The following is a 26,165-nucleotide window of genomic DNA, read 5'->3' as shown; positions in this document are numbered from 1 at the left end:
CCGGAAGGGCTGCACGAAGTACGTGAGCCGGGCCACGTCCGTAGTCCGATCCTCACGCGGTCCGGCCCGGCCCGCAATGTGAATCACCGGCCCGGTCGGAGATGCCCTGGCGGAGTGGTCGGTGCTTCCGCCGCTTCGGCAGGGACTGCCGTCTCGTCATGAACTTCCGGCCGTCTCGTCGTCGACGGGGATACCCAGTTGGCAGGCCACGGTGGTGAGGGCCGTTCCCAGTGAAAGCGCGATGCGGGTGACGGAGTGCCGGTCTCCCCGGGTCGGATCCCGGTTGACGATCAGCACGGGTATTCCCGCCTGGGCCGCCTGGCGAACGAACCGGAGGCCGGACATCACCGTCAGTGAGGAGCCCAGGACCAGCAGCGTGGCAGCCTCGCGGACGAGTTCCCGGCACTGCTCCACCCGTCTCGGGGGTACGGCTTCGCCGAAGAAGACCACATCCGGTTTGAGGATGCCGTCGCAGACAGCGCATGACACCACGTGGAAGTCCCCGACCTGCTCGTCGGTGAGGTCGGCGTCACCGTCGGGGTTCATCGCGGCGGCCACCGGCCTGAAGCCCGCATTGGCCTCCTCCAGCTGCCGGGCGAGTTCGCGGCGTGGCGTGAAGGTGCCGCAGGAAAGGCAGACAGCCCGGTCGAGGCTTCCGTGGAGTTCCACGACATCCTCGCTGCCGGCGGCCTGGTGCAGACCGTCGACGTTCTGGGTGATCACACCCGAGAGCAGGCCGTGCCGCCCGAACGCGGACACGGCCCGGTGTCCCTCGTTGGGGCTGGCACGGCCGAAGGTGCGCCAGCCGAGGTGGCTGCGCGCCCAGTACCGGCGCCTGGCCTGGGCGTCGGCGGTGAATTCCTGGTAGGTCATCGGGGTGTGCCGGTTCAGGCTCCCGCCCTCACCCCGGTAGTCGGGGATACCCGACTCGGTGGAGATACCCGCCCCGCTCAGCACCAGCACATCGCCGGCGCGCAGGGCGTCGGCGACCGGCGACAGATCCGTGGTGCCCGGAAGCAGGTCCTCGGTAGGGGCCCAGCTCAGAGTGGGGCGCATACGCATGCCCCCAGCGTACGGAAGGCTCCCGTCACCCGCTGCCGTCACCCGCTTCCGTCACCCGCTTCCGCCGTCGATGACGCCGGTGAACCGAGCGGGGTAGCGTTCCTCCATGACGTCAGCGCCGCTCCCGTTTCCGCCGTATCCGATCCGTGGAGTGTGCGTGCTGCATCGCAAGCAGAACTGCGCGCCGCATTTCGCGGAGATCGCGGTGGACTTCGAGCCCGCAGCCGAGGGCTTCACCTTCGAGGTAGCTCGGGGACTGACGGTCGCGTACGAACCTGTGGAGGACCTGCCGCGCTTCTTCGCGGCGGCCGCCGCAGGGATCGAAGAGCAGTTGAGCTTGCCCGAGCACGGCATCGTGACCGCCACCCGGGTGGTGTTGCGGCGCGCCCGCGCTGACACGTTCGGCTCCCACGAACTGGCCTTCAGACTCGCGGGCTACCTCGCCGCCCGTAAGGCCCTGGACTCTGCGGGGGTCCCGCGCCGCGACGCCGAGCAGGACCCCCGCGAGGGATAGCCGCAAGCACCGACGTCGCCCAAACGACGCCACCAGGTGGACCCGTCCCGGGCGGCTCCTGGTCCGCTACGAACCGGGCGCAGAGCCGGTGCGGCGTTCAGTCCGCGATCGGCCTGGACGAGGCCGATCGCGGCAGCCGACAGCAGATGATGCCTACCGGGACACGGACCTGCTCAGCGGGTTTTCACCCGGAAGGTGCTGAGTACGGCCTTGTGGTCGGTCGGCCAGGTCCACGTGGGCTCCCAGAACGTGTCCCTGCCCGACTCCTCCACTCGCTCGTTGCGCACGATGGTGGTGGACGGTCCGACGATCACGCTGTCGAGCAGCCGGATCCGGCGGTCGGGGTGGTAGAAGACGAAGTCGATCCGGTCGCGCTCGTCGGCCTTCGGTGCCCAGGTGAGTTCTCCGACGTCGGCGCCCGGGTTGTCGCTCGGCCAGGTGAAGCCCGGTTCCCGCACAGGGTCCGGGTGGATCACGCGGTAACTGTCGCGGAAACCGGCGTCCTCGATCGCCTTGGTCGTCGACCACTCGACGACGGTTCCGTTGTGGTCGAACATGTTCCGGGTCCGGTGGGTCCAGTCGCGGTGCGAGGGCTCGTTGAAGTCGCCCGCCAGCAGCGTGAGCCGTCCCTTGGCGCGCTCCCCGGCAGCGTCGGCGAGCACCGTCCTCGTCACCTTCGTACGTCCGGATGCCTCGTTGAGCCGTGTGATCAGGCCGACATCGGTGATCGGGCCGGTCGGTATCTCGCCCCAGCCGTACTGGGACGTCTCCAAGGGGGCCGGTGTGCCGCCGCCGTAGCCGCGCGGCAGGTAGTTGACGTAGTAGCGGTACTCCAAGTGTCCGGAGTATGCCGCGACTTCGGTGCCGTCGACCGAGACGACCGCCTTCGACCAGGAGGGGAAGGACGCGTGCTCGATGATCGGGTAGCGCGAGATCACCCCTGGATCGGTCGGGTTCTCGTTGTCGAAATACGTCAGCCCGCGCGCGGTGAGGTCGGCCAGGAGGTTGGCCACCCGCTCGGGGGTCGACTCACTGAGCATCACCACGTCGGGCTCGACCGCGGCGATGGTGTCGGCGATTCCCGCCCGGCCGCCCGGCACCCGGCTCCCGCCGAGCCAGATGTTGAACTGCATGACCTTGAGCGTTCGATGCGAGGGACGACGGCCGCTCCGTGCGTCCTGCGGTGTGGCCTCGGCCGCCCCCGCTCCCAGCACTACGGCTCCGACGGTCGCGCCGACCATCCCGAGCAGCTCACGACGCTTGACCATCCATGACCTCCAGTAATCGCCTGCATCCAGGGCCCGAGCACAGTTCGACACGGGTGGGACAGAGTGTTCAACCCTCACATGTATGAGGCATGAACCCGGGGGCAACATCCGGACGTTGCGTACTCAACAAGATCTTGGCTGCCCTCTGCCCTCTGCCCTCTGCCCCGGGGTGAGGGGCGGCATCGGGTCATCCCGGCGTCAAGGCCTGGGCCGCAGTGGTGAAGGCGGTCGCCCAGTCGGGCGTGAGGGTGCTCCCGATGTATCCGTCCGTCGGTCCGTCGGTCCGTCCGTCCGGCCGGACGAGGACAAGAGCGTTACGGGCGCTGCCGTAGATACTGTTCATCCAGTCTGTGGCGTCGGTGAGGACGTCACCTTCGTCGGTGTGGCGTTCACCGCGCACGGCGTATCGGCGCAGTTCGGCTCCCCGGGTGGGCCACTTCAGCGGGATCTAGTGCTGCTCCGCGTAAGTTCGTGGAGGGGTGTTGGGGCTGATCAGGCGGCCTTGAGCGGGGTGCCGTCGTAGGTCCACCTGTATGGCTTCGCGGTTTCGTTGCGGCCGATGACGTAGGTCTCCAGTTTGTCGATGAGGTCGTCGCGGCTGGAGAAGTCGCCGTGGCGCAGGACTCGGCGGGTCATGGCAGAGAAGTACAGCTCGATTTGGTTCAACCAGGAGGCGTGCGGCGGGGTCCAGTGCACGGTCCAGCGGGGGTGCGCTGCCAGCCACTTCTTGGTGTGTTTGGCGGTGTGGGAGGAGCCGTTGTCCAGGACAACGTGAATGTTCTGACCTGGGGCGATGGCCGCGTCGAGCTGGTCGAGGAACGCGGTGAAGGTCGCCGCGTCGTTGCGGGCGATGACCTCGGTGAGGACCTCGCCGGTGCGTACGTCCAGGGCGGCGACCAGGGATGCGGTGCCGTGGCGGCGGTACTCGAACTCCTCGCGGGCGGGCTCGCCGGGGCGGGCGGGGCGGCGGGAGTGTCGCCGGGAGCGGGCGGCGATCGCGGTCTTCTCGTCGATAGAGAGCACCACCGCGCCCTGGGGCGGGTTGCGGTAAAGGTCGCACACGTCCGCGACGCGGTCCCAGAAGTCGGGGGTGTCGCGGCGGGTGAGCCAGCCGCGGACCCGGTGCGGCTTAAGGTCCAAGTCCGCCAGGATCCGGCCGACTTGGGAGGCTGAGATGGCGGCGAAGACGGTGCCGGCGACCCGGGCGGCGATCGTGCGGTGCGACCAGGTCGCCTCCGGGTGCGGGGGTGCGCTGGTGGCCACCGCCACGATCGCCACCCGCACATCGGGGCCGTAAATCTTGGGACGTCCCGAGCGGCCGGCGTCCTTGAGCCCGCCCGGCCCCTGGAGCGCGAACCGGCCACGCCACTTGCGGACCGTGTTCACGGTGACCGCCAGCTCCAGCGCGATGGCGCCATTACTCAAGCCCTCGGCGGCAGCCAGCACGATCCGCGCCCGGAGAACTTCTCTCACCTGCGCTTTTACCGAGGCAGCTACCCTTATCAGGCGCTCACGCACCACCTCGTCCAACTCCACCACCACCGCATCCACGCCCCGGCACCCCGCCCGTCCGCCCGACCAAAGAGATGATCATGGCGTGTCGGGGTGGAACCCTGCAGGATGGACCCCGTGCCGAAGAACCCGCCCGAATCGATGCAGCACCACCTGAGCCACCGGCTGAACGCCCGCGCCAAGGAGCGCTGGCCCCAGCTCACCCGCGTCCAGGTTCGCTTCCGAGCCGGATTCGCCTACGTGGCAGGCGAGTTGCCCGACGAGGCAGAAGCACTTCCTCTGTGTCGCCTGCGCTTCACCGGCGTCCTGCACACCTGGGGCTTCGCGCTTTACCTCGCCAGCCGAGACAAGTACGAGGACAACCTCCTGCCCACCGGGCTGCCCTTCGGCTCACCCGAAGAGGCGCTCGACTGCGCGTGCGGCCTCTACCTCGGAGACCCGACGCCCTGAGTAGCCCCCCTCCACGAACTTACGCGGAGCAGCACTAGTGCTACTCCGCGTTAGTTCGTGGAGGGGTGTTGATCAGGCTGGCTGGTCGCCGAGGTAGAGGTAGCAGGCGCAGTCCAGGCAGTCCTCGGGGCTGCCGAAGGGCAGGCCGGTGGGCAGGATGTTGTCCTGGTAGGTGTTGCGGCTGGCCAGGTAGAGGGCGAAGCCCCAGGTGTGCAGGACTCCGGTGAAGCGCAGGCGACACAGGGGGATCTGCTCGCCGTCCTCCAACTCGCCGCTCACGTAAGCGAATCCGGTGCGGAAGCGGACCTCGACGCGGGCCAGTTGCGGCCAGCGGTCCTTGGCTCGGGCGTTCAGACGAACGCGCAGGTGGTGCTGCATCGAGTCGGGTGGGTTCTTCGGCACGGACCCCATCCTGCCCGGTCCGCAGGCTAGCCGCCATGATCATCGATCATGAACGTACGCAGGCATCCGGGCGGAGCGGTCGCGGCGGTGGCCGTCACCTTGGACGAGACCACGCACAAGGCCCTGGAGCAGTTGACGGCATCAGCGAAAGCCCAGGTCCGCGACGTTCTGCGGGCCAGGATCGTGCTCGCGGCCGCCGGCGGCCAGACCAACGCGGAGATAGCACGCGAGCTAAACGTCGCCATCAACACGGTGCGCAAGTGGCGCGGCCGCTTCGCCGAGCGCGGGCCGGACGGCCTGAAGGACACCGGGCGCCCGGGCCGGCCCAAGGTGTACGACGACCGGGTACGTGTGGCGATCGTGGCCGCCGCGACCAGCGAACCACCGCACCCGGCGGCCACCTGGACCCATCGGGCAATCGCCGAGCGGGTCGCCAGCACCGTCTTCGCAGCCGTCTCGCCCTCCCACATCGGGCGGATACTGGCGGACCTGGACCTCAAGCCGCACAAGGTCCGCAGCTGGCTCACCCGCCGCGACACCCCCGACTTCTGGCAACGCGCCGAGCACATCTGCGACCTCTACCGCAACCCGCCCCAGGACGCGGTGCTGCTGTCGATCGACGAGAAGACCGCGATCGCCGCCCGCTCCCGCAAACATCCCGGCCGCCCCACCACCCCAGGCCAGGCAGCCCGCCAGGAGTTCGAGTACGTCCGCCACGGCACCGCCTCCCTGGTTGCCGCACTCGACGTGCGCACCGGCGAGGTCCTCACCGAGGTGATCGCCCGCAACAACGCGGCGACCTTCACCGAATTCCTCGACCGGATCAACGCGCTCATCCCCGACAGCACGGACATCCACGTGGTGCTGGACAACGGTTCTTCGCACACCGCCAAGCACACCAAGGCATGGTTCAAGGCCCATCCACGCTGGACAGCGCACTTCACCCCGCCCCACGCCTCGTGGCTCAACCAGGTCGAGCTGGTCTTCTCCGCCCTGACCCGCAGCGTCCTGCGGCACGGCGACTTCGCCGGCCGCGATGACCTCATCGACAAACTGGACAGCTACATCATCAACCGAAACAAAACCGCGAAGCCCTTCCGCTGGACCTACGACGGCACCCCACTCAAGGAAGCAGCCTGACAACACCCCTCCACGAACTAACGCGGAGCAGCACTAGCGAGGAACCCCGGGCCTTCAGGCCCGGGAGGAATCGCTTTTCAAGATTGCTCTGACCCGCAGGTCACGACGGACGCTTCTGCTGCTCGATGTACTCCTTGATGACGGACAGCGGTGTTCCGCCACAGCTCGCCGCGAAGTATGAGGGCGACCAGAAGTGCGCGCCCCACAGGTAGCGGCGGATGTGGTCCGGGTACTCCTGGCGAAGCCTGCGGGCGGACACGCCCTTGAGGGAGCCCACCAGCTTGGAGATGGAAACTTTGGGCGGATAGTGCACGAGAAGGTGCACGTGGTCGCGTTCGCCGTTGAACTCGACCAGCTCCGTTTCGAAGTCGGCGCAGACGGACCGCATGACCTCCTCGCAGCGGCGAAGGATCTCGTCGGTGAAGGGTCCGCGCCGGTACTTCGGTGTGAAGACCAAATGAGCATGGAGAGTGTGGACAACCGTTCGACCCCTGTGAATATTGGGGTTTGGTTCCCAGCGTGGTGACATAGGTCAATTGTAGTACGATGCTCCGCATGAAGATCGTCGTGCAGGTCAAGCTGATGCCGGATGCCGTACAGGCGCCGGCCATCGGTGCGACCCTGCGCACGGTCAACGACCGCGCCACCTGGGTATCGGGTGTGGCGTTCGCACACGGTGTACCGCGTGAGTACGAACTGCGCAAGCACACCTACGCCGAGCTGAAAGCCTCCGGTCTCGGGGCGCAGGCCGCCCAGCACACGATCAAGAAGGTCCGCGACGCCTACACCACGCTGAAGGCGAACATCCGGGCCGGGAACCTGGGCAAGCCAGGGTCGAAGCGGCGCGTCAAGGCGGAGTCGAAGCCCATCGCGTTCCGGCCGGATGCGGCGCACCCGTACGACGACCGGTGCCTGTCCTGGCAGTACGACGCACAGACGGTGTCGATCTGGAGCGCAGTCGGACGGTTGAAGGATGTCCGCTTCGCCTGCTCCCCGGATGCGCTCAAGACGCTCCGCGAGTACCGCAAGGGCGAGTCGGATCTGATCGAACGCGACGGAGTGTTCTACCTGATCGCGGTATGCGAGGTTCCCGCAGCCTCGGTCAATGAGAACCCGGCCGGGTTCATCGGCGTGGACCTGGGCATCGTCAACATTGCCACCACCTCCACCGGCTACCGAGCCGCCGGGCGCGGCCTCAATCGACACCGAAAGCGGCAGATCGAACTCCGCCGCAAGCTCCAGGCCAAGGGCACCCAGTCAGCCAAGCGCCGGTTGAAGCACCGCAGCCGCAAAGAGGCACGGCACGCCGCGAACATCAACCACATCATCTCGAAGAAGATCGTCACCACCGCTGAACGCACCGGACGCGGTATCGCCCTGGAAGACCTCACGGGCATCCGCGAGCGGGTACGGCTCCGCGAGGACCAGCGGGCACAACTGCACTCGTGGAGCTTCCACCAGCTCGGCTCCTTCCTTGAGTACAAGGCACGCCGGGCCGGGGTGCCGCTGGTGTACGTCGATCCGGCGTACACCAGCCAGCGATGCTCCCAGTGCGGACACACCGACCGGAAGAACCGAGTCGATCAAGCGACGTTTGCGTGCAGGGCCTGCGGGTTCCTCGTCAACGCGGACGACAATGCGTCCCACAACATCGACCGCAAGGGCAAAGCTGTGTGGACTGCGGGGCGTGAGTCACGCGTCCCTGCCACCCCATAGGGGTGTCTGGACGGAGGAGACAACCCCGCAGCCAGTTGGGCTCTACCTCCAAGCCCGGCCCTTCAGGGCCGGGTCAAGTTGACTGCGGGCAGTGGCTCGGTCGCCTCGGCCGATGGCCAGGAGTTGTGCAGTGAGGCCCCTCATAGACATCGGACAGTCGTTGCGCGTCGCGTCCGGAGCACGGCGCCGAGGAGGGGCCGGGAGGACGTTCCGGATCTCGCGCATGCTCGTAAGCCGTCTGCGGTCGGGCGTTCGGTGTGCGCTTCGCGCCCGAAGGGTCCGGACAGGTGATCCCGCAGGATTCACCCGTACGGGGGTTTCCACGGCCGTGATCGGCGAAGTCGGCCATGGCGCCCGTGTTCCTTGCCAGCCTTGTCGTATGAATGATTTCTCAGCTGAGGACCCCGTCCCGTGTGTGACCGGGGGCCGGCGACATCGGCACCGGTCCGGCGAGGAGGCCCAGAGCTGTTGCGGTTCGACGGGCCGGTCCCGGACCGGCCGGCACGTCCGTATCCCGCTGGTCGCTCGTGAGGTGCGTCGTAGTTCGGCCAGAATCCGGGCTGCGACCCGTTCGTGCCGGAGCCTGATCCGCCGCGCCCTCAGCACGTGGCTGATACGCGTCGGCAGGGTGCGCAACGCGCGCGCGAGCCGGCAAGAGGTACACGTCAAGCTGCTTCCGCTCCGGAGTGAGCAGCACGGGCACGTGGAGTCTGCGCACCGTGCCGCCCGCCGCGCCGAGATCTCCAGGTCCGCCGCCCCCGGTCGCCCCGAGGAGGCGTTCGACGCGCTCTACGCTCACGCCGCCCACGGGCTCGTTCACCAGGCATTCCTGCTCACCGGACACCGCACGCTCGCCTTCGAGTCCGTCGAGCATGCCTTCCGTCACGCCTGGGAACACTGGCCCGAGTACGCCCGGGATCCGGAACCGCTGATCAGGGTGCGGGCGGAGGCACATGAGTACGCGCTCTCTCCGTGGCACCGGTTCCGACGCGCGTCCAGACGGCCCGGCGCTCCGATGGCCGACGTCGTCCATCAGGCGCTGCTCGCCCTGACGCCGTTGCATCGACGCGTGCTCCTGCTCTGTGACGGTCTCGGGCTGAGTGTGGAGCAGGCCGCCGCGGAGACAGCAGCCAGCGAACCAGCTGCGAGGAACAGACTGTGCAATGCGAGGACGAACCTGGAGAAGCAGCTTCGTCGAGCCGAGGACCGCGGGGACCTCGCGCAGCGGCTGAGCGTGCTCGCTCTGGAGAGTTCGGCCGCCACGATTCCGCTGGTTCACTCGGTGCGCACGGGAAGCGATGAGCGACTGCGCCTGCTGACGCGAGTCGTGTTCGGCATGACGGCGGCCCTCATCGGAGTCGTCGCATGCACAGCGACAGTGTCCTCAACTCACGGGGAGCCGTTCAATCCGGGTGGCAGCGTCGTGGGCGACATCCGTACGCACGGCGGCCGATGACGAAGGGGAGGGTGTGTCGACAGGCCCACTCTCCGCCGGGTGCGCCTTGGCCAGTGTGCAGACGCACACCGACAGCGCGGTGCTTCTTGAGGAGGTTGATCCCGCAAGCCCTGCGGGCCACCATGGCCGACGATGTGGAGTGGACCGAGATGGCCGGCTTCCCGCTGTCCGGCACCTACCGCAACCCGTCCGGTGCCGACTCTGCCGTCATTGAGTAGTCAGGCAAGGACTGGGACGGCTGGGCGGCCCATGACGACAGCTATGTCGGCGGCGGCGAGAACGTCGTGTGCTGGCCCGCTACACCGCTGTCAACAAGGCCACCGGCAATGACCTCGACGTACGCGTCGCCCACCACTTCGTCGTCCGTGGCGGCCGCATCGTCCGCCTCGAGGAGTTCGTCGACACCGCGAAGGTCCGCGAAGCGATGACGGTCTGACTCCGCGGGCGAGTCCGGCCGTCCCGTCGGGCGGTGCGGTGCGTGAGCACCACCTGGCGACCACGGCGTCATTCTGTGACGCAATGACGAGCACTTCACAGCACTGTCCCGATCATGTACCACCGCGCGTCCGGCCGAAAAGCGACGGTTAGTCTGTCGGCGCTGAAGACGTCCGAGGGATGTCGATACAGGACGAAAGCAGGGGAACAGGCATGGGTGCAGGTCATGGTCGATCGGTGTCGCGCAGGCGGATACTCAGGCTGGCGGGAACCGGGCTGGGGCTGGCCGTCATAGGGGCCGCGGCCGTGGGGTGCGGCCCCGAGGACACGACCGTGGAACCGGCCGGCAGTGCGAAGCCGGGCGCAGGCAAGGGAGGCGAGTCCTTCACCACTCCGCCTGCGGGCACCGCGCCGGAGCCGTTGTGGCAGGCGGACACGACGACCGACAACCTGGCCGGGATTCAGGCGCTCACTGTGGTCGGAGACATCGTCCTGGTGTCGGGCGAGCCCCTGGTGGGACGGGACGTCGTCAGCGGCAAGGAGAAGTGGTCGCGCGCGGGGATCACCACTCCGGGTGCCCGGCTCATCATCGGAGGCGGCACGCTCTACCTCTCCAGTGCCGAGTACGACGGCGACGTCGTGGGTCTCGATCCGGCGACCGGCAAGGAGACCTGGCGCAGTCGCCTGGGCGCGTCGTACCAGCAGCCGCGCCCGATCGCGGCCGACGACCGCCACGTATACGTACTCGCCGGAGTCCTGGAGAAGGACTTCTCCACGCCGACCAACGTGATCGCGGCGATCGACACGGCCTCCGGCAAGGTGGTCTGGAGCGAGAAGCGCGACGCGGGGACCGAGGAGTACGGCATCACCGCCGCCGCTGTCGGCAAACGCCTCGTGTACACGGACAACCGGAAGAACCTGACCATACGTGACACGGCGACGGGCCGGCAGGTGTGGACGAAGAAGATTGACAAGTCCAACTACCGTCGCTTCGCGGTTCATGAGGATCTGGTGATCGTCACGGACGGACAGCGACTGCGGGCGTTCGACCTGGCGTCGGGCAAGGAGAGCTGGTCCCTCGCGACAGAGGAGTTCAGCCTGTTCAAGGATCCGCAGGTGCTGGACGGGGTGCTCTACGCGTCCGACAGTGTGCGCGGTCTGTGGGCGGTCGACCCCGCCACGGGGAAGCAGATCTGGCACAACGAGGACCTGCTGGAGTCGGCCGCACAGGCGTGGCAGTTCGCGAAGGTGGGCGGCACCCTGTACGGGGCGACGGAGTTCGACGACGAAGGTGGTGTGCACGCCTTCGATTCGGCGACCGGGAAGCTGCGCTGGACGTACAACGACAGGACCGGTGACATTCAGCAGTGGTACGTCGTGGCGGCGGGCAAGCGGCTCGCCGCGATGCACGGGAAGCGGCTGTACGCCTTGCCCGCGGTGTGACCGCGAATGCCACAAATCCCTGATGCCGACTTGCTTTTCTGGCGACGGTCTGTGCGGGGCGCCGACGGATGGTCCGGTTGGCAGGCTCTGTAGTCAGGATGTTCGGCGCAGGGTGAGGCGAGGTCGAGCACGTCGTCGCGCAGCCAGGTCTCGCCGTCGAACTGGCAGTCATCTCGGTTGTCCCACGGTGGTTCCGGGCCGAATTGTGTAAGCACAGCGACGCGGCCGCGTGGTCGATGAACCATGCGGCGCGCAGATGTCGTTGTCCCGGCGCGGTCTGCGCGGACGCGCGCCGGGCCTGGTTGTCAGTCGGCCAGCTCGAGAATCAGCTCGGTGACGGTTGCCTGGCGGCCGGGAGCGAACGAGTCCTCGCTGCCGATGCGCACGAACCCGTTGCGTTCCAGCACCCGGACGGAGCCGGGGTTGTCCTCCACGACCCGGGCGTGGATCGGCCGCTCCGTCACCTGGTTATGGACGGCAGGCGCCGACGACGAAGCCGCCGCTCATCGACATGGCCGGCAGGGCACGCCGTAGCCTTCCAACTTCGTACGCCGGAACGGATCTTGTCCGTGGGAGTGCGGGAGTGTGCCGGAGGTTGACGGGTTCTCTCAGCAGAGACTGACAGGTGGAACAGGAATGAGTGTGCCGAACGACCTGGACGACGGCCGGGCGCCGGAGAGCAGCGTTCTGCGCGACGACACCGCCCCGCCACGTCGGCCAACCGACGACCCGCGCGGAGTGGCCGGGCACGGGGGTTCGGTGCCTTCGCGGTCATCGTCCACTTCATGCGGCTGCCGGAACTCGCCGCCCTGGCCGGAACCGTCCGGAGGCGTTTCGGCCGCTGAGTAGTTGGAGAGCGCTTGCTGCAAGGTGGATCCCGGCCTGCCTCACGGTGCTCCGGGAGTTCTCCCCCTCGTCGGTGTGGAGCCCCGCGCCTCGGGGGCAGGGCGCGGACTGGACTTGAAATCTTCCGGACCGAACAGCGAGCCTCTGACGTGCAGCTTCGACTCTCAGTCGTCATCCTGAACAACAACAGGTGCAGGGGTGGCCGTAGTTGGTCCATCCGGAAGGCGACAGGAACCTTGCCAGCCCGGCGGAACCGGCCCTATGCTCCGCCCCAGAAAGCGCTTTCCTTCGCATGGTGCTGCGAATCGATACATGAGCCGTCATCGGTCCGGCGCGGGTGGGCGCAGTCCGACAGCTCGACCCGACCGCACCGAAGCGCCCTCGACTGCGGGGGTAACCAGGACCTGCTCAGTGAACAGACCGGCAGCCTCAGGGGGCCGCCTGTCATGCACATGGCATAAGCGGTATCCGATAGGCGAAGAAGAATGAGGAGACCAGGATGAGACGACCATTCGTACTCCGACTCGGTGCGGCCCTGGCCACGTTGGCCGTAGCGGCCGTGGGCGGTGTGGTGCTCTCGACGCCCGAGGCGTCGGCGGCGACCGGCAGCGCCACCGGCTACGCGACCGGGAACGGCGGGACCACCGGCGGCGCGGGCGGGCAGACTGTGCGGGCCACCACGGGGACCGCGATCCACGCGGCTCTGTGCGGCCGGGCCAGCAGCAGCACCCCGATCACCATCCAGGTCGAGGGGACCATCAACCACGGCAACACCACCAAGGTGTCGGGCACGAGCTGTAACACCGCCGCCGGTGTCATCGAGCTCAAGCAGATCAGCAACGTCACGATCGTCGGTGTCGGCAGCGGAGCGGTCTTCGACCAACTGGGCATCCACATCCGCGAGTCGAGCAACATCATCATTCAGAACGTGACCGTCCGGAATGTCAAGAAGTCCGGTTCACCCACGTCCAACGGCGGCGACGCCATCGGCATGGAGAGCAACGTCCGCAACGTCTGGGTGGACCACACCACCCTCGAGGCGTCGGGCGGGGAGTCGGAGGGCTACGACGGTCTCTTCGACATGAAGGACAACACCCAGTACGTCACCCTGTCCTACAGCACCCTGCGCAACTCCGGCCGCGGCGGCCTCGTCGGGTCCAGTGAGACGGAGCTGTCGAACGGCTTCATCACGTACCACCACAACCTGTACGAGAACATCGACTCCCGCGCGCCCCTGCTGCGGGGCGGCATCGCCCACATGTACAACAACTACTACGTGAAGCTCAACGAGTCCGGCATCAACTCCCGTGCCGGGGCCCGTGCCAAGGTGGACAACAACTACTTCAAGGACTCCAAGGACGTCCTGGGCACCTTCTACACCACCGCGGCCGGGTACTGGCAGGTCAGCGGCAACACCTTCGACAACGTGACCTGGTCCGGCCGCAGCAGCGAGAACAACCCGGCCGGACCCAACCCGACGTCCAACACCACGGTCGCCATCCCCTACGCCTACAGCCTCGACGACGCGAGCTGCGTGCCGGCCGTCGTGGGCCAGACGGCAGGGGCCGACAAGGGGCTGAAGGTATCGGACGGCAGCTGCTCGCCGCAGACGCCGACCCCGACGCCGACCAACCCCACACCCACCCCGACCACACCCACGCCGGGACCCACCACTCCCACCCCGCCCACGGGCGCCAACCTCAGCATCGGTGCGGGCTCCGACGGATCCAGCAAGGCCGACGGAACGAGCTACGGCAACGTGCGGGACGGTGACATGAACACCTACTGGTCGCCGGCCGGCTCGACCGGTTCCGTCTCGGTCAAGTGGGGCTCCTCCACCGCGGTGTCCTCGGTCAACATCCGGGAGGCGGCGGGCTCCACGGGCAGCATCGGATCATGGAAGGTCGTCAACGGCGACACCGGTGCCGTCCTGACCTCCGGCAGCGGGGCAGGCGTCATCAGCTTCCCCCGGACCTCGCTGGCCAAGGTCACGTTCCAGATCACCGGCTCGACCGGGACCCCGAAGGTCGCCGAGTTCGAGACCTACGCCTGACAGTGGCTCGGGGGCCGTCGGACACGACGGCCCCCGTTCGCCCCGGCGCCCTCTCGGTGGGGCGAACGGGCGCAGCAGGGCGTGGCGGGTGGCCTGTTACGCCACTCGCTCGCCGGGGGCGTCGGCCTCGACGCCCTGCCGTGAGGACTCCGGCATGTGCTTGCGCTGTACGGCGCTCACGGCGCGGACCATGAGGGTGCCGGCCACGGCCGTACCGATGACGGCGGCGTCGACCAACAGCAGCGGTGTGACGTTCGTGTACGCGCGCTCGATGACGCTGTCCGCCGTATCGCCGTGCAGCAGGCCCGTTCCGGTCAGGGTGCCGACCAGCCAGAGACCCCACCACCAGTTCAGGGCACGCGGCAGACGCGTGTCGGGGGCGCTCGACCGGTGGATGTCCGCGATGACCCCGCGGGGGATCCAGAGGTTGGCGATGGGGATGACCCAGCCGGCGTACACCCACGGCCAGGCGTAGCGGGGGCGCTTCCCCGACAGGGCGCGCGCGTTGTCGCGGACGCTCCACAGCCAGGCCAGGAAGACGATCGCGCACAAGGCGGTCGCCACTTCCGTGAGGGTGCTGACGAGGTGGTACCCGTTTTCCAGTGAGTTCAGCGGGCGGTGTCGCCCTTCGCCCTGGTCCGGCGGTCCGGACGCCGGCTGTCCGGCCGCGGCCAGCCGGATGTGCCACACCGCCAGGGCCGTCCAGGCCGTTCCGGCGAGGACGAGGGTGGCGGCGGCGGTGTGGGTCACACCCTGGAGGGGACGCAGCGCGGGCGGTTCTGTGGGGGCGTTCATGCGGCCATCCTGTCGTACACGGAACCGGCCGGTTGCGGAGGTCGGCGGCCGGCCGGCTCCTCGCTCCCTCTGCACCTTGAGCGCGGTGTGTCACCCGGAGTTGCATCCGGGCCTGGCCATCCCTGCCCATGCGGCACTTCGCGTGCCGCCCGTCGGAGGTCGTCGCGGTGGCGCCCACGGGGGTGCGGCTCCCCAGCCGCACGGCTGAAAAGAGGTTGACCGGAAACCGACGTATCGGGCCAGGTGTTCTGCCGCTCTAGGCGTACGTAGTCCTGTCGGTGCCCTTCGAAGGAGAACCCGTGCGTTCGAGAAGCAAGCTGTCGATTCTGGCTGCCGTATGCGTGAGCGCGCTGGCGGTAGGCGGGTCGGCGCAGCCCGCGATGGCGGACGGTTCGTACGACCCCATCACGGAAAACTGCAACGCCGCCAGTGCCGTGGCACCGGGTTCGTACGGCACCGGCAGCCTGACGTGGTGCATCCTGGCGGCGCAGCAGAGCGGCCAGACCAAGAGGCTGGCCCGTGAGGGCTTCGTCAAGGGGCTCCTCGACATGCTGACGAACCACACCGGCGGCTACTACAACATCATGATCTTCGATATCAAGGGCAAGAACGCCTTCGGTGATCCCTGGTTCGTCAACCCCTACCGGCAGAACCTGCAGGACGTGGCGTTCCAGACGGACGTGGAGTACCACGACGAGACCTCGCGCGAAGATCAGACCTATCGGATCTGGATCTTCTCGGGCGGCGGCAGTTTCACGAACGAGGGCGACGGCGGCTGGGGCAACTGGGGCTTCTACGGCCTGTGGGACCGCAACGGTTCCACCGTGAACTTCCGCCCCACCGAAGTGCCGACCGTCCCCGCCGTGCCCAAGGGCGAGACTCCGTTCCCCGGAGACACGCCCGCCACGCCGGCCGTACCCGCCAACCCAGGGCCCCGCCCCGGTTACCGCACCGACACGGCGGCGACCGCGCCCACCGGTTCCGGCCGTCCGCCGGTGGGGGTGCCCGTGCACCTCAGGACCGTCAACAACCTGGGTGCCGTCGCGACCGGTGGCTCGTCCGGCTCGACGGTCGTCGCCGGGAAGCCGGGCGCCGCCGACTCGCAGTGGACCCTCACGGAGACGGACGGCGGGCGCTACCGGATCACCAACGGACTCGGGCCCGACCTCACGGAGAACAAGAGCACCTACTTCGCGAACATCAACACATGGAAGGGGAGTTCACTGCAGAAGTGGGAGGTGGTCAACGTCGAAGGTGACACGTACCAGGTCAGGATCAGTGATCAGGACTGCCTCACCTACGACGAGGACTACAAGAAGCTCGGCGTCTGGACCTGTGACGGGTCGGAGGCCCAGCGGTGGACGATCGCCCGCTGAGCGGCGTGGCATCCGCAGGGCCCGTCATCGCAGAGCGAGCCGCATCAGGACCCGCGGGTGACCTGCGAGCACCGAGGTGGTGCCGGCGGCGACGGTGAATCCGGCGCGCTCGAAATTCTTCCGGATTCCGGCGTACGCCATCGTCATGTCGACCTTGGCGTCGCCGCTGTCCAGGGGGTACGCCTCGATCGCCGGTGCCCCGTGGGCGCGGGCGAAGCCGACCGCCCCTGCGATGAGGGCGTGCGAGATGCCCTGCTTGCGATGACCGGGGCGTACACGGATGCACCACAGTGACCAGACGGGCAGGTCGTCGATGTGCGGGATCGTGCGACTGCGGGCGAAGGACGTGTCCGAGCGGGGTGCCACGGCGGCCCAGCCGACCGGCTCGCCACCGTCGTAGGCGAGTACGCCCGGTGGGGGCTGCGACCGGCACAGCTCGGCGACGTACTCCCCTCGTGCCTGGCCGCGGAGCGCGCTGTTGAGCTTGGACGGGATCCGGTAGCTAAGGCACCAGCAGACGTTGGCAGCGGGCGACTTCGGGCCGAGCAGCGTACGGACATCCCCGAACTCCGATGCCGGGCGCACCTCGATGGTCATGTCTCCACGATGCCACGGCGGACGGCGTGCCGCTCTGCCGGTACCGATTCTCACGGCGGTGGGCGCCCCACGTCTCCTACGCAGCCGGCACACACCCTCAAGGGCGTTCCGCGTCGTCCGCCCCGCCTGTGTCCCCTGCCTTGCCTGTCTGCCCTGCCCTGCCTGTCTGGACTGTCCCGTCCTCCCGGGGTTCGGCGGTGCCCATGCCTCTCCGGTCCTCGTCCGTCCATTTCCGGGTGTCACGCGGTTCGACATAGGGCTCCTGGTCCGTGGGGTGGCCGGCGACGACCGCTCGTTCGCGTGCCATCTCCGCGTCGAACTCGAGCCCCAGCAGGATCGCCAGGTTCGTGATCCACAGCCAGACGAGGAAGATGATGACACCGGCCAGCGTGCCGTACGTCTTGTTGTACGAGCCGAAGTTGGCCACGTAGAAGGCGAACCCGGCAGAGGCGAGCAGCCAGATGATCAGCGCCAGCAGGCTGCCCAGTGACACGAACTTGAAGCCGCGGTTCTTGGCGTTCGGAGCGGCCCAGTACAGGATCGCGAGCATGATGGTCACCAGCACCACGAGGACGGGCCACTTGGCGATGGACCAGACGGTCAGAGCCGTGTCGCCGATGCCCAGTGCCGTCCCGAGCTGACGGGCGATGCCGCCCGTCAGCACGACGATCAGCGCACTGACGCACGCCAGAATCATCAGGACGAGCGTCAGGCCGACACGTACGGGGAGTACTTTCCAGGCCGGCCGGCCTTCGGGAATGTCGTAGACGACGTTCGAAGCGCGGATGAACGCGGCGACGTATCCGGAAGCCGACCACAGGGCGCCGAGCAGACCGACGATCGCCAGGACCGAACTCGTCCCCCCGCTGGACTGCAACTGGGTCACCGCGTTCGTGATCACATCGCGCGCCGCACCAGGGGCGAGCTTCTGAATGTTGTCCAGCACGGTCCGCGTGGCCGACTCGCCCGCGATGCCCAGCAGGGCCACGAGGACGAGCAGGGCGGGGAACAGGGCCAGGATGCCGTAGTACGTCAGACCGGCAGCCCTGTCGGTGAGTTCATCCCGCTTGAACTCCTTGACGGTGCGTTTCAGCACCTTCGTCCACGACGCCTTGGGCACCTCGCCCGGTGACCGGGGCGGCTTACCGGACTGTCGCGCTGACATACAGCTCACCTGCCATGGGGTGTGTCATGCCTGACGGGCTCATGGGACAGGGAGGCCCCCGCCGCCCCGACGGGCGTCGGAGGCCTTTCCGTTCCGGCTCGGGGAGTCAGCCCGGAGTCCGGCCGGTCCTGCCCCGTGCCTCCTCGGTCGCCTGCTGACCGGTCTCGCGCAGCCCGGCGGCAGCGTCCTGCCCGGACGTCCGTGCCTGCTGGCCCGCGGTTTCGGCCGCCTCGCGGGTGCGTCCCTTCAGCGACTCCACGGCCTCCGTGGCCGGTCCGCGCATCTCTTCCTTGACGTCCTGCACCGACTGCTTGACGGGCTGGAGCAACTCGTCGGAATGTTCGCTGATCTGCCTGCCGATTCGTTGCTCCGCGGCTGTGACGGGAAGGAGGGCGGCAGCGAGCATCCCGGCGCCGAAGGCGATGATTCCGGCCGCGAGGGGACTGCCCTGCGTCTGCTGCGCTACCTGGTCGGGCGCGCCGCGTACGGACTGACCGACCTGATCAGCCGTCTGCCGGACCGTCGAACCGGCCTGTCCGGCGGTCTCGCCCGCGCTGCCCGTGAGGTCCTGCATACGCCCGGCCGTCGCGCCCCGGGTCTCGCTCGCCGCACCCATCACACGCTCCTTCAGGCCGGTCAGCCGGTGCTGCGCGGCGTCGGCCTTGCGCCGCGCGACCCTTCGGGGTGCCACCTTGTCCGCGAGGCGGTCCACGTTCCGTGCCAGATGGGCCCGGGTGTCGTCCACCTCGGTCTTCAGCTCGTCGGGTTGCGCGCCCATTGCGCGTCCTCCTTCAGTGATTCGACCGTCCGTTCGGGCGTGACCCTGACCGCGCGCAGCTGTTTGCGGCCCCGCATGAAGAGAACCGCCCCCACGAGCGCCCAGAAGGCGGTGACAATGAGCGCCGCCCAGGCGATGTCGACGAGATGGGCCAGTCCGAAGACCGCGGCCAGGCTGCCCAGCAGCAGCACCAGGTGTCCGGCGTATCCGGCACCTCCCAGCATGCCCGCCGCCTTGCCGGCCTTGGCGGTCTCCTGCTTGATCTCCGTCTTCGCGAGCTCCATCTCGGCACGGACGAGCCGTGACAGGTCCTCGCTGATCGCGCCGACGAGCTCTCCGACAGAAGGGTCGGCCGAGGGCGTCCGCGTCGAGGGAGTGAGCCTGCTGCCCGGCCGGACGTCGATGTCCTCCGGATGGTGAATGGCCATGGTTCAGTCCCCCTTATGGCTGCCGCGGGCCCGGGTCGGGGTCCGGGTAGGGGTTGGGGTCGGACTGGGATACCGGTCCCGGTCCCGGGGCCGCCACACTGCCGCCGTAGGACGGTGTGACGGGGGGCGATCCGTAGCCGTCGCCGGAATCCGCCGTGTCGTAGGCGTACGGGGGACCAGGGGCGTCCGCGCGACGCTCGCCGTCCGGTGTTCTCCGCTCGTGCCCGCCGGATCCGGAGTCTCCCGTGCGCGCGGTCTCCGTCCCCTCGGAAATCTGCGGACCGCTCTCCCCTGCGGACTTGGCTCCCTTACCGAGCCTCGCGGCGGCGAAGCCGGCGAGCGCGGCTCCGGCGAGGAACGCGCCCGGGCGGCGGCGAGCGAACTCCTGGAGGTCGCCGACGAGGCCCTCCGGACCCTTGCTCTCCAGGTGGGTGGCCACTCGCCGGCCACGGTCCGCCAGGTTCTTCACCGCGGCCGCGGCCGCGGAGCCGTCCTCGGCGTTCTCGCTCATATCGCTCAGTTCGTCCGACAGCCGCCGCACGTTCCGGGCCATGTTCTGTGTCTGGGACCGGGCCTGATCCTGGAGCTGGTCGCGCAGTTGGCCCACGAGGTCCTGTGCCTTGGCAGATGCCTCGCCTGCCACACCGGCCGCCTGTTCCTTGGCCGTGCCGACCGTCTCGGTCACCTTCTCGCTCACCAGCCCGGCGCCTTCGCCGGCTTTCTCCCTCGTGACCTGCGCTACCGCCGCCGCTGACTCCCGGCGGCTCGAACCGTCGAAGTCACTCAATGTTCCTCCTCGGTCGGTCCTGCATCTCGTGATGTGTCGATCACGTCGCCCACCGCGGGCGTCCCTTCCATGATGACAACCACGACGAAATGCGCCAAGTGGCACTTATCGAATCCAGAGAAGGGGGCTGGGGATGGTGCGAGCGGTACCGGTCAGGCACTTACGCACGCACGGTAAACCGGTTGGTGAAACGGGCAGTTGATCACTACCGTGCCGTGTTTCACGCGTACGGACAGGCCTGCGCGACCCTCGCCGAGGAGACACCATGCCCGCACGGATGAGACTTGCGGCGATCACTCTCGACTGCGCCGACCCCCAGGCGCTGGCCGCGTTCTACCAGCAGGCCACGGGGTTCACGCTCCATCCCGGATCCGACAGCGAATTCGCCGGTCTCACCCGCGAGGACGGCCTGCTACCGGGCTTCCAGCGGGTCGATGGCTTCCGGCCTCCGGTCTGGCCGGGCCAGACCGTGCCCCAGCAACTCCACCTCGACTTCGCAGTGGATGACCTCGACGAGGCCGAGGCCGTGCTCCTGGGCCTGGGCGCCACCAGGACGGACTGTCAGCCGGGCGGCGAGAAGTGGCGCAATTTCACCGACCCGGCCGGGCACCCCTTCTGCTGGTCAGGCGCTGACGTCGAAGGGGCGAAGCAGCGCCCGCGGGGGCTCTCCGGCTTCGGGCCATGACTCTCACCCGTGGTGCGTTACTCGGCGTACACCCGGGCACTCGTACCGGTCGGAGGAGATCTCGAAGCGAGGTGAGCCCGGTGCCCAGCATGCGCGGGCAGTCCTGGCGTGCACCGTTACACGTGACGGCCTCCTCCCGTGCCGCGGTCGCCGTACGTCGTGCGGGTTTCCCGTGTGCGCGCCGTCAAACAGACCCCTTCGGGGAATCTGATCATTCTCTCCACCCGCGGACTTTGCGTTGCGTATTCTGCACCGCGCGATCCGCGATGCGACTCACTCGTCACACTCAGCCGAGCCGGGCCCCGGGGCCCGGCTCGGCTGAGGATCGTGGAGCATGGGCCCTTCATACGCCTCCTCCGCCCGCGCGCGGAGTGGCACGACCTTCGGGAGAGCCATGGCCCTGGACATGCGTACGCTCTGCGAGCGCTGCGGCACAGCGGAGCTGCCGCCGGACGCTGCCGCCCGGATCTGTTCGTACGAGTGCACCTTCTGCGTCGCGTGCGGCGACGCGATGCACGACACCTGCCCCAACTGTGGCGGCGAACTCGTCGCCAGGCCGCGCCGACGGACCGCCGGAGCGGCCTGAGGCACGGAAAGCCACCGCCCCGGTCGCCCTCCGGGCCGCCGGATAGGCGGGCGACAGCCGCCGGACCGCCTTCGTCCGGTGAGGTGCCGCCACCGTTGTCAGCTGTCGCCGGTGCCGCTCAGTACGTCGTGACCCGGTCGGGAGTCCGGTCAGGCGCGGGTACATCGTGCTGCGGCCGTCCGCCCGTGGTGGGCCGCGGGCGGACGGGCCACCACAGACTCCGGCCCAGGAGTGCGGCGAGGGCGGGGACCAGCACCAGCGAAAGGACGAGCGCGGAGAGCATGATGCCGAGTGCCGTCGCGAAGGCGACCTGTTCGCTGCCCGGCGTAGTGGCGAGCGTGGCGAAGGAGGCGGCCAGCACCAGCCCGGCCGTCGCGATGGCCGGTGCCGTGTGCCGTACCGCGCGGGCCACGGCCGCGCGGGCCGGCCCCGGCTGCCGCATCTCCTCCCGTATCCGGTCGGCGATCAGGATGTTGTAGTCGGTGCCCAGTGCCACGACGAACAGGAACAGCACCAGTGGCAGGGTGAAGCTGACGCCCGGCCTGCCCAGGGCGTGCTGGAACAGCAGCGTGGCGGCGCCGAGGGTGGCGGAGAATCCGAGGCCGACGGCGAGCATCAGGACGACCGGTGCGAGCACGCTGCGCAGGAGCAGGAGAAGGATCAGCGCGATCAGCGCGGCAGCGACCGGGAACACGATCCGCAGGTCGTGGTCGACGGCGGTCGCGACGTCGGCGAAGATCGCCGCAGTCCCTCCCACGTGTCCCGTCGTCCCGGCAGGCGCGTGCTGGGCGACCGCGGCCCGGATCGGTCCGGAGGCCAGGTCGCGGGCCTCCTGACTCTGCGGGTCGGCGGTCGGATAGACGTCGATCCGGGCGGCACGGTGATCCTCGTTCAGGACGGTTCCCGCTACCTCGCCCACGCCGACGACCCGTGTGAGCGCACGGGAGAGGCCGTCGAGTCCGGCGACGGTGAGGGTACGGCCGTCCTCGGCGGTGACGTAGACGCTCGTCGGGTCCGACACTCCGGCCGGCAGCGCACGGGAGATCTCCGCCGCGGTGGCCGCGGCGGGGGTCGGATCACCGGAGTCGCCCCGGCCGTAGTCCATGCGGATGCCGGTCAGTCCGGCGGACAGCGCGGCGAGCAGGCCGATGGAGACCATCAGCATCCTCAGCGGCCGCCGTGTGACCGAAGCGCCCAGACGGGCGGCACGGCCTTCGCCCGGCTGGTGCAGCAGGGCCCGGGAAGGCCAGAACATCTTGCGTCCGGCGGCCGCGAGCAGCGCCGGCAGCAGCGTGAGGCTTCCGAGCAGCATCACCAGGACCGCGACGGCGATCGCGGGGCCCAGCGAGCGGAACTGCCCGAAGGTCGCCAGGCCCAGAGTGGCGAACGCTGCCACGATCGTCAGCGCCGCCGAGGTGATCGCGGTGCCCACGCGGCCGGAGACCTGCTCGGCCGCCTCGCGTGCGGGCTGCTCGGGCCGGTTGCGCAGGTGCTCGCGGAAGCGGAACAGCAGGAACAGCAGGTAGTCGATGCCGATACCGAGCAGGACGACGCTGATCAGCCCGGGGGTGCCCGCGTCGAGTTTGCGCCCGGTGAGCGTCGCGGCCAGGGCCACGGCTCCCACCGCGACGCCTCCGATGAGAGCGACCGCGACCAGCGGCAGCAGCGCCGCCAGCGCACTGCGGAACACCAGGACGTTGAGGAGGACGATGAGCCCCATGACCAGGGCGCTCCCGACCGTCGCCGCGGTCTCGTGGGCATCGGTGGTGTCGACGGTGTCGGCGAGGCTCCCGGTGAACCCGGTGCGCATACCCGCCTCGGAGAACTGCGTCCGGGCAGCGTCCCGGAAGGTCCGGTAGACGCCCTGGACCCCCTCGTCCGAGGGGTTCCCGGTCAACTGGACGGAGAGCAGCTCGAAACTGCGGTCGGGCGCCATCATCGCCGGGGACACCTGGGGTGTCTGGGAGCGGTCCGGGACCAGGAACCGAGGGACGTCGTCCTCCCTGGGCATGACCACCCGGCGTTGCGCCAGCTTCGCGGCCCCGGCCTCGATCCGCTTCCGGTCGGCGGCGCCGAGCGCCTTTCCGTCGGACCGGGCGACCAGCACCGTCACCGTGGTGGCGTCGGGGTTCGCCCCGAACTGTTCCTGGGCGATGTGCAGCGCGGCGGCCGAATCGTAGCTACGGGGCAGGAAGTCCCCGGTCTGGTGCTGGGTGACGCGGGCGATCAGGACGGGGGCCAGAGCGCTCAGCGCGACCCCCAGCACCGCCCAGAGGGCGATGACCTTCCAGGGGTGTCTGGTGGAGTATCCGGTCAGGGCGCGGATCACGATGTCCTCCGGCGGACGGGCTTGTGCGCGGACGTCTGCCGGGGGTTCCCGGCCGGTCTCCAGACCATCACCGGGAGGGGCCTCCCAGCGTCGTGGCAGCGGATGATCCGGACCGGGGCCCTGGGGCCTGCCCAGGACCGCGACCAGGACTCCGGTCCCGGTCCCGGTCCCGGTCCCGGTCCCCGTACGGTCCGGGCCCGGGAGACGGGCCGAGAACCGCTGCCGCCGGTGCTGTCGCGGAGGTCGCTGTGCAACCCTGTTCCGGGGGCGGGGAGGCCGGACACAGGGGGAGACAGACATGCTCAGCAGCCGAAACACCGGGCCCGGCGCTGCCCGGGAGCCGCTGCGGACCGACAGCGCCGAGCCGCCGTGGACGCGCAACGACGCGCTCGTGACCGGCGGGGCCTGTGCGATGAACCTGCTCAGCTACGTGTTCTTCAACGACCCCGACGGCCGGCACGACGTGAGGGTCGCGGGATTCCTTCTCGTCGGGCTGGCGGCCCTGCCGCTGCTCGCCCGGCGCAGCCACCCGGTGGCGGCACTCGCCGCCGTACTGGCACTCGACGCGACGGCCGCACTGCTGGTCCCGTTGCCCAGTCACTTCGGTGCCGTCCTGGCGGTCGCCCTGTACTCGGTCGCCAGGACCTCTTCCGGCCGGGTGACCGCGGTCGCGGCCTTCGCGACGGTGACGGTGACACTGCTGAGCCAGAGCGGCGGCCGGATACCGTCCTGGCAGGACCCCGTCGCCGCACTCCTCAACACGCTGATCGTCGTCGGCGCGGCCATGGCGGTGAGCCGTCGGCAGCGGGAGCTGGCCGCGAACCGCAGGCTCCTGGCCGACCGGGCGGTGGCGGAAGAACGCCGCCGCATCGCAAGGGAGTTGCACGACATCGTGGCCCACCACATCACCACCATGCAGTTGATGGCCGGTGGGGCCCGGGCCAACCTCGCCGAGCCGGAGGTGGTCCGGGATGCCCTGGTCACCCTGGAGGCGTCGGGGCGGCTCGCACTGCGCGAGATGCGCCAACTCCTGGACGTACTGAGGGCCGGTGACGAACCGGAGGCCGTCCCCTCACTGCCCCAGCCCGGCGTCGACGACCTCGACGGTCTGGTCGCCGAATCCCGACTGGCCGGACTGCCGACCGAGTGGAACGTCCGCGGGCCGCAGCGCCCGCTGCCCCCGACCGTCGGCCTCACGGTGTTCAGAATCGCTCAGGAGGCCCTCACCAACACCCGGAAGCACGCGGGAGCCGCCCACGCCTCCGTACAACTGACGTACCACCAGGACCGGATCACCATCGAGGTGCGGGACGACGGTGGAGGCGCACCGCCGCGGGAGGGGGCGCCTGCGGCGGGCCCGGGCGGCTACGGCCTCATCGGGATGCGCGAGCGCGTCACCCTGCACGGCGGCACCCTCTCCGTCGGCCCGCGGACCGATGGCGGCTTCGCCGTGGTGGCCGACCTGCCGCTGACCACGGACGAGGCGGCCGAGGCAGCCGTCCAGGAAGGGGCAGCCCGATGACCGGGCCCGGACCGACGCCGCTCCCGGGCATCAGGGTGCTGATCGTGGACGACCAGCCGCTGGTCCGCCGCGGCCTGTCGCTGATCCTCTCGCCAGACCCGTCGTTCGAGGTGGTGGGCGAGGCCGAGAACGGCGCACAGGCCGTCACCCTCGCCGGCCGACTGCGCCCCGACGTCGTGGTGATGGACATTCGGATGCCCGTCCTCGACGGGGTCGCCGCGACCCGGGAACTCGCCGCCACCGTGCCCGACTGCCGGGTGCTGGCCCTCAGTACCTTCGACATGGACGAATACGTCGTGGGCGCCCTACGCGCCGGAGCCTATGGTTTCCTGCCCAAGGACAGCTCACCCGAGGACCTGAGCGCGGCGATCCGCACCGTCCACACCGGCGAGGCCGCCGTCGCGCCGCGCCTGCTCACCCGGCTGATCTCCACCTACGTACGGGCATCCCACGGTACGCCTCCGGCACCTGCCGGCCTGGGTGACGAACTCACCCGCCGTGAGGTCGAGGTGTGGCATCTGATGGCCACCGGCCTCGACAACACCGAGATCTCCCGCGCCCTGGACCTCAGCCTCTCCACGGTCAAGAACTACATCACCAGCATCTTCGGCAAGCTGGCAGTCCGCGACCGCGCCCAGGCGGTCATCGCGGCCTACGAATCGGGGCTGGTCACTGCCCATGCGGGCGCGGGGGACCCACCCGGCGACGACACGCACGGCGGAGAGGGACTGCCTCGCCGGGAGGGCGGTTCGTCACGGCGCCGGACCGCAGCCCGGCGCCCGTTCTGAACGGCCTTGGCGGGGCCCGCAGTCGGGCAACC

26 protein-coding genes and 1 pseudogene are annotated in these 26,165 nt (G+C 69.1%); 13 read left to right on the top strand and 14 right to left on the bottom strand.

The window, feature by feature from the left end; genetic code table 11:
• Positions 1–156 precede the first annotated feature (156 nt).
• On the bottom strand, positions 157–1,062 hold the full coding sequence (locus tag F0344_RS01730; RefSeq protein ID WP_185297073.1) for an NAD-dependent protein deacetylase: 906 nt from the start codon (positions 1,060–1,062) through the stop codon (positions 157–159).
• Positions 1,063–1,219: 157 nt separating this feature from the next.
• Between F0344_RS01730 and F0344_RS01725 the strand changes: the two genes are divergently transcribed.
• Positions 1,220–1,576 carry a hypothetical protein gene (locus tag F0344_RS01725; protein ID WP_185297072.1) on the top strand — a complete coding sequence of 119 codons (357 nt, stop codon included), beginning with the start codon at positions 1,220–1,222 and terminating at the stop codon, positions 1,574–1,576.
• Between the two features lie 173 nt (positions 1,577–1,749).
• On the opposite strand, the gene F0344_RS01720 is transcribed toward F0344_RS01725, so the two are convergent.
• The 3 genes from F0344_RS01720 to F0344_RS01710 all read right to left on the bottom strand — a co-directional run bounded on the left by F0344_RS01720 (position 1,750) and on the right by F0344_RS01710 (position 4,317).
• Complete coding sequence (locus F0344_RS01720; protein ID WP_185297071.1) at positions 1,750–2,844, bottom strand: endonuclease/exonuclease/phosphatase family protein; 1,095 nt, start codon at positions 2,842–2,844, stop codon at positions 1,750–1,752.
• Between the two features lie 187 nt (positions 2,845–3,031).
• A complete protein-coding gene (locus F0344_RS01715; protein ID WP_185297070.1) occupies positions 3,032–3,244 on the bottom strand; it encodes a hypothetical protein in 213 nt (70 codons plus the stop codon).
• Positions 3,245–3,336: 92 nt separating this feature from the next.
• Entirely contained in the window at positions 3,337–4,317 is a 981-nt protein-coding gene (locus F0344_RS01710) for an IS630 family transposase (RefSeq protein ID WP_219732099.1), read from the bottom strand.
• A 156-nt stretch (positions 4,318–4,473) separates the two neighbouring features.
• On the opposite strand from F0344_RS01710, the gene F0344_RS01705 reads away from it, so the two are divergent.
• Positions 4,474–4,806 (top strand): hypothetical protein, encoded by a 333-nt coding sequence (locus F0344_RS01705; protein WP_185297069.1) that lies wholly within the window; start codon positions 4,474–4,476, stop codon positions 4,804–4,806.
• Positions 4,807–4,878: 72 nt separating this feature from the next.
• Here F0344_RS01705 and F0344_RS01700 read toward each other — a convergent pair whose 3' ends face one another.
• Positions 4,879–5,208 (bottom strand): hypothetical protein, encoded by a 330-nt coding sequence (locus F0344_RS01700; protein WP_185297068.1) that lies wholly within the window; start codon positions 5,206–5,208, stop codon positions 4,879–4,881.
• A gap of 48 nt (positions 5,209–5,256) precedes the next feature.
• On the opposite strand from F0344_RS01700, the gene F0344_RS01695 reads away from it, so the two are divergent.
• The gene (locus tag F0344_RS01695; protein WP_185297067.1) at positions 5,257–6,348 is read left to right on the top strand and encodes an IS630 family transposase; all 1,092 of its coding nucleotides are present in this window, start codon (positions 5,257–5,259) and stop codon (positions 6,346–6,348) included.
• A gap of 100 nt (positions 6,349–6,448) precedes the next feature.
• On the opposite strand, the gene tnpA is transcribed toward F0344_RS01695, so the two are convergent.
• A complete protein-coding gene (gene tnpA, locus F0344_RS01690; RefSeq protein ID WP_185297066.1) occupies positions 6,449–6,877 on the bottom strand; it encodes an IS200/IS605 family transposase in 429 nt (142 codons plus the stop codon).
• 26 nt (positions 6,878–6,903) lie between these two features.
• Between tnpA and F0344_RS01685 the strand changes: the two genes are divergently transcribed.
• From F0344_RS01685 to F0344_RS01670, 4 genes and pseudogenes are all read left to right on the top strand, one after another.
• Positions 6,904–8,064, top strand: coding sequence for an RNA-guided endonuclease InsQ/TnpB family protein (locus F0344_RS01685; protein ID WP_185297065.1), 1,161 nt, complete (start codon positions 6,904–6,906; stop codon positions 8,062–8,064).
• 703 nt (positions 8,065–8,767) lie between these two features.
• Complete coding sequence (locus F0344_RS01680) at positions 8,768–9,520, top strand: RNA polymerase sigma factor (protein WP_185297064.1); 753 nt, start codon at positions 8,768–8,770, stop codon at positions 9,518–9,520.
• A gap of 104 nt (positions 9,521–9,624) precedes the next feature.
• Positions 9,625–9,956 (top strand): annotated as a pseudogene (locus F0344_RS01675) (nuclear transport factor 2 family protein); the annotation flags it as partial.
• 212 nt (positions 9,957–10,168) lie between these two features.
• Positions 10,169–11,398 (top strand): PQQ-binding-like beta-propeller repeat protein, encoded by a 1,230-nt coding sequence (locus tag F0344_RS01670; RefSeq protein WP_185297063.1) that lies wholly within the window; start codon positions 10,169–10,171, stop codon positions 11,396–11,398.
• A gap of 305 nt (positions 11,399–11,703) precedes the next feature.
• Here F0344_RS01670 and F0344_RS01665 read toward each other — a convergent pair whose 3' ends face one another.
• Positions 11,704–11,862 carry a GNAT family N-acetyltransferase gene (locus F0344_RS01665; protein WP_185297062.1) on the bottom strand — a complete coding sequence of 53 codons (159 nt, stop codon included), beginning with the start codon at positions 11,860–11,862 and terminating at the stop codon, positions 11,704–11,706.
• Positions 11,863–12,743: 881 nt separating this feature from the next.
• Between F0344_RS01665 and F0344_RS01660 the strand changes: the two genes are divergently transcribed.
• Positions 12,744–14,297, top strand: a complete 1,554-nt coding sequence (locus tag F0344_RS01660) for a pectate lyase family protein (RefSeq protein ID WP_185297061.1) — start codon at positions 12,744–12,746, stop codon at positions 14,295–14,297.
• Between the two features lie 96 nt (positions 14,298–14,393).
• Here F0344_RS01660 and F0344_RS01655 read toward each other — a convergent pair whose 3' ends face one another.
• The gene (locus F0344_RS01655) at positions 14,394–15,092 is read right to left on the bottom strand and encodes a DUF4328 domain-containing protein (protein WP_185297060.1); all 699 of its coding nucleotides are present in this window, start codon (positions 15,090–15,092) and stop codon (positions 14,394–14,396) included.
• Between the two features lie 299 nt (positions 15,093–15,391).
• Here F0344_RS01655 and F0344_RS01650 point away from each other — a divergent pair, with 299 nt between their 5' ends.
• Positions 15,392–16,468 (top strand): RICIN domain-containing protein, encoded by a 1,077-nt coding sequence (locus F0344_RS01650; RefSeq protein WP_185297059.1) that lies wholly within the window; start codon positions 15,392–15,394, stop codon positions 16,466–16,468.
• Between the two features lie 24 nt (positions 16,469–16,492).
• Here the strand turns inward: F0344_RS01650 and F0344_RS01645 are convergent, their stop codons facing one another.
• The 5 genes from F0344_RS01645 to F0344_RS01625 form a co-directional block, all read right to left on the bottom strand.
• A complete protein-coding gene (locus tag F0344_RS01645; protein ID WP_185297058.1) occupies positions 16,493–17,065 on the bottom strand; it encodes a GNAT family N-acetyltransferase in 573 nt (190 codons plus the stop codon).
• A gap of 97 nt (positions 17,066–17,162) precedes the next feature.
• Positions 17,163–18,230: a YihY/virulence factor BrkB family protein gene (locus F0344_RS01640; RefSeq protein WP_185297057.1), complete on the bottom strand. Its 1,068-nt coding sequence runs from the start codon at positions 18,228–18,230 to the stop codon at positions 17,163–17,165.
• Positions 18,231–18,336: 106 nt separating this feature from the next.
• A complete protein-coding gene (locus tag F0344_RS01635) occupies positions 18,337–19,008 on the bottom strand; it encodes a DUF3618 domain-containing protein (protein WP_185297056.1) in 672 nt (223 codons plus the stop codon).
• Positions 18,984–19,436 carry a phage holin family protein gene (locus tag F0344_RS01630; RefSeq protein ID WP_185297055.1) on the bottom strand — a complete coding sequence of 151 codons (453 nt, stop codon included), beginning with the start codon at positions 19,434–19,436 and terminating at the stop codon, positions 18,984–18,986. Before F0344_RS01630 ends, F0344_RS01635 begins: the two co-directional genes overlap by 25 nt.
• 13 nt (positions 19,437–19,449) lie before the next feature.
• A complete protein-coding gene (locus F0344_RS01625; RefSeq protein WP_258049579.1) occupies positions 19,450–20,133 on the bottom strand; it encodes a hypothetical protein in 684 nt (227 codons plus the stop codon).
• Positions 20,134–20,488: 355 nt separating this feature from the next.
• On the opposite strand from F0344_RS01625, the gene F0344_RS01620 reads away from it, so the two are divergent.
• Together F0344_RS01620 and F0344_RS01615 are read left to right on the top strand one after the other, a co-directional pair.
• Positions 20,489–20,908: a VOC family protein gene (locus tag F0344_RS01620; RefSeq protein WP_185297053.1), complete on the top strand. Its 420-nt coding sequence runs from the start codon at positions 20,489–20,491 to the stop codon at positions 20,906–20,908.
• 394 nt (positions 20,909–21,302) lie between these two features.
• Positions 21,303–21,494, top strand: coding sequence for a DUF1272 domain-containing protein (locus tag F0344_RS01615; protein WP_185302462.1), 192 nt, complete (start codon positions 21,303–21,305; stop codon positions 21,492–21,494).
• Positions 21,495–21,612: 118 nt separating this feature from the next.
• Here the strand turns inward: F0344_RS01615 and F0344_RS01610 are convergent, their stop codons facing one another.
• Positions 21,613–23,823, bottom strand: coding sequence for an MMPL family transporter (locus tag F0344_RS01610; protein WP_185297052.1), 2,211 nt, complete (start codon positions 23,821–23,823; stop codon positions 21,613–21,615).
• 298 nt (positions 23,824–24,121) lie between these two features.
• Here F0344_RS01610 and F0344_RS01605 point away from each other — a divergent pair, with 298 nt between their 5' ends.
• Both F0344_RS01605 and F0344_RS01600 read left to right on the top strand, forming a co-directional pair.
• Positions 24,122–25,345 (top strand): sensor histidine kinase, encoded by a 1,224-nt coding sequence (locus F0344_RS01605; RefSeq protein WP_185297051.1) that lies wholly within the window; start codon positions 24,122–24,124, stop codon positions 25,343–25,345.
• A complete protein-coding gene (locus F0344_RS01600; protein ID WP_219732098.1) occupies positions 25,342–26,133 on the top strand; it encodes a response regulator transcription factor in 792 nt (263 codons plus the stop codon). The genes F0344_RS01605 and F0344_RS01600 overlap by 4 nt, the downstream gene beginning before the upstream one ends.
• Positions 26,134–26,165 lie beyond the last annotated feature (32 nt).

The organism is Streptomyces finlayi (assembly GCF_014216315.1).
Classification (GTDB): domain Bacteria; phylum Actinomycetota; class Actinomycetes; order Streptomycetales; family Streptomycetaceae; genus Streptomyces; species Streptomyces finlayi_A.
This window is presented reverse-complemented; position numbering and strand designations above follow the sequence as displayed.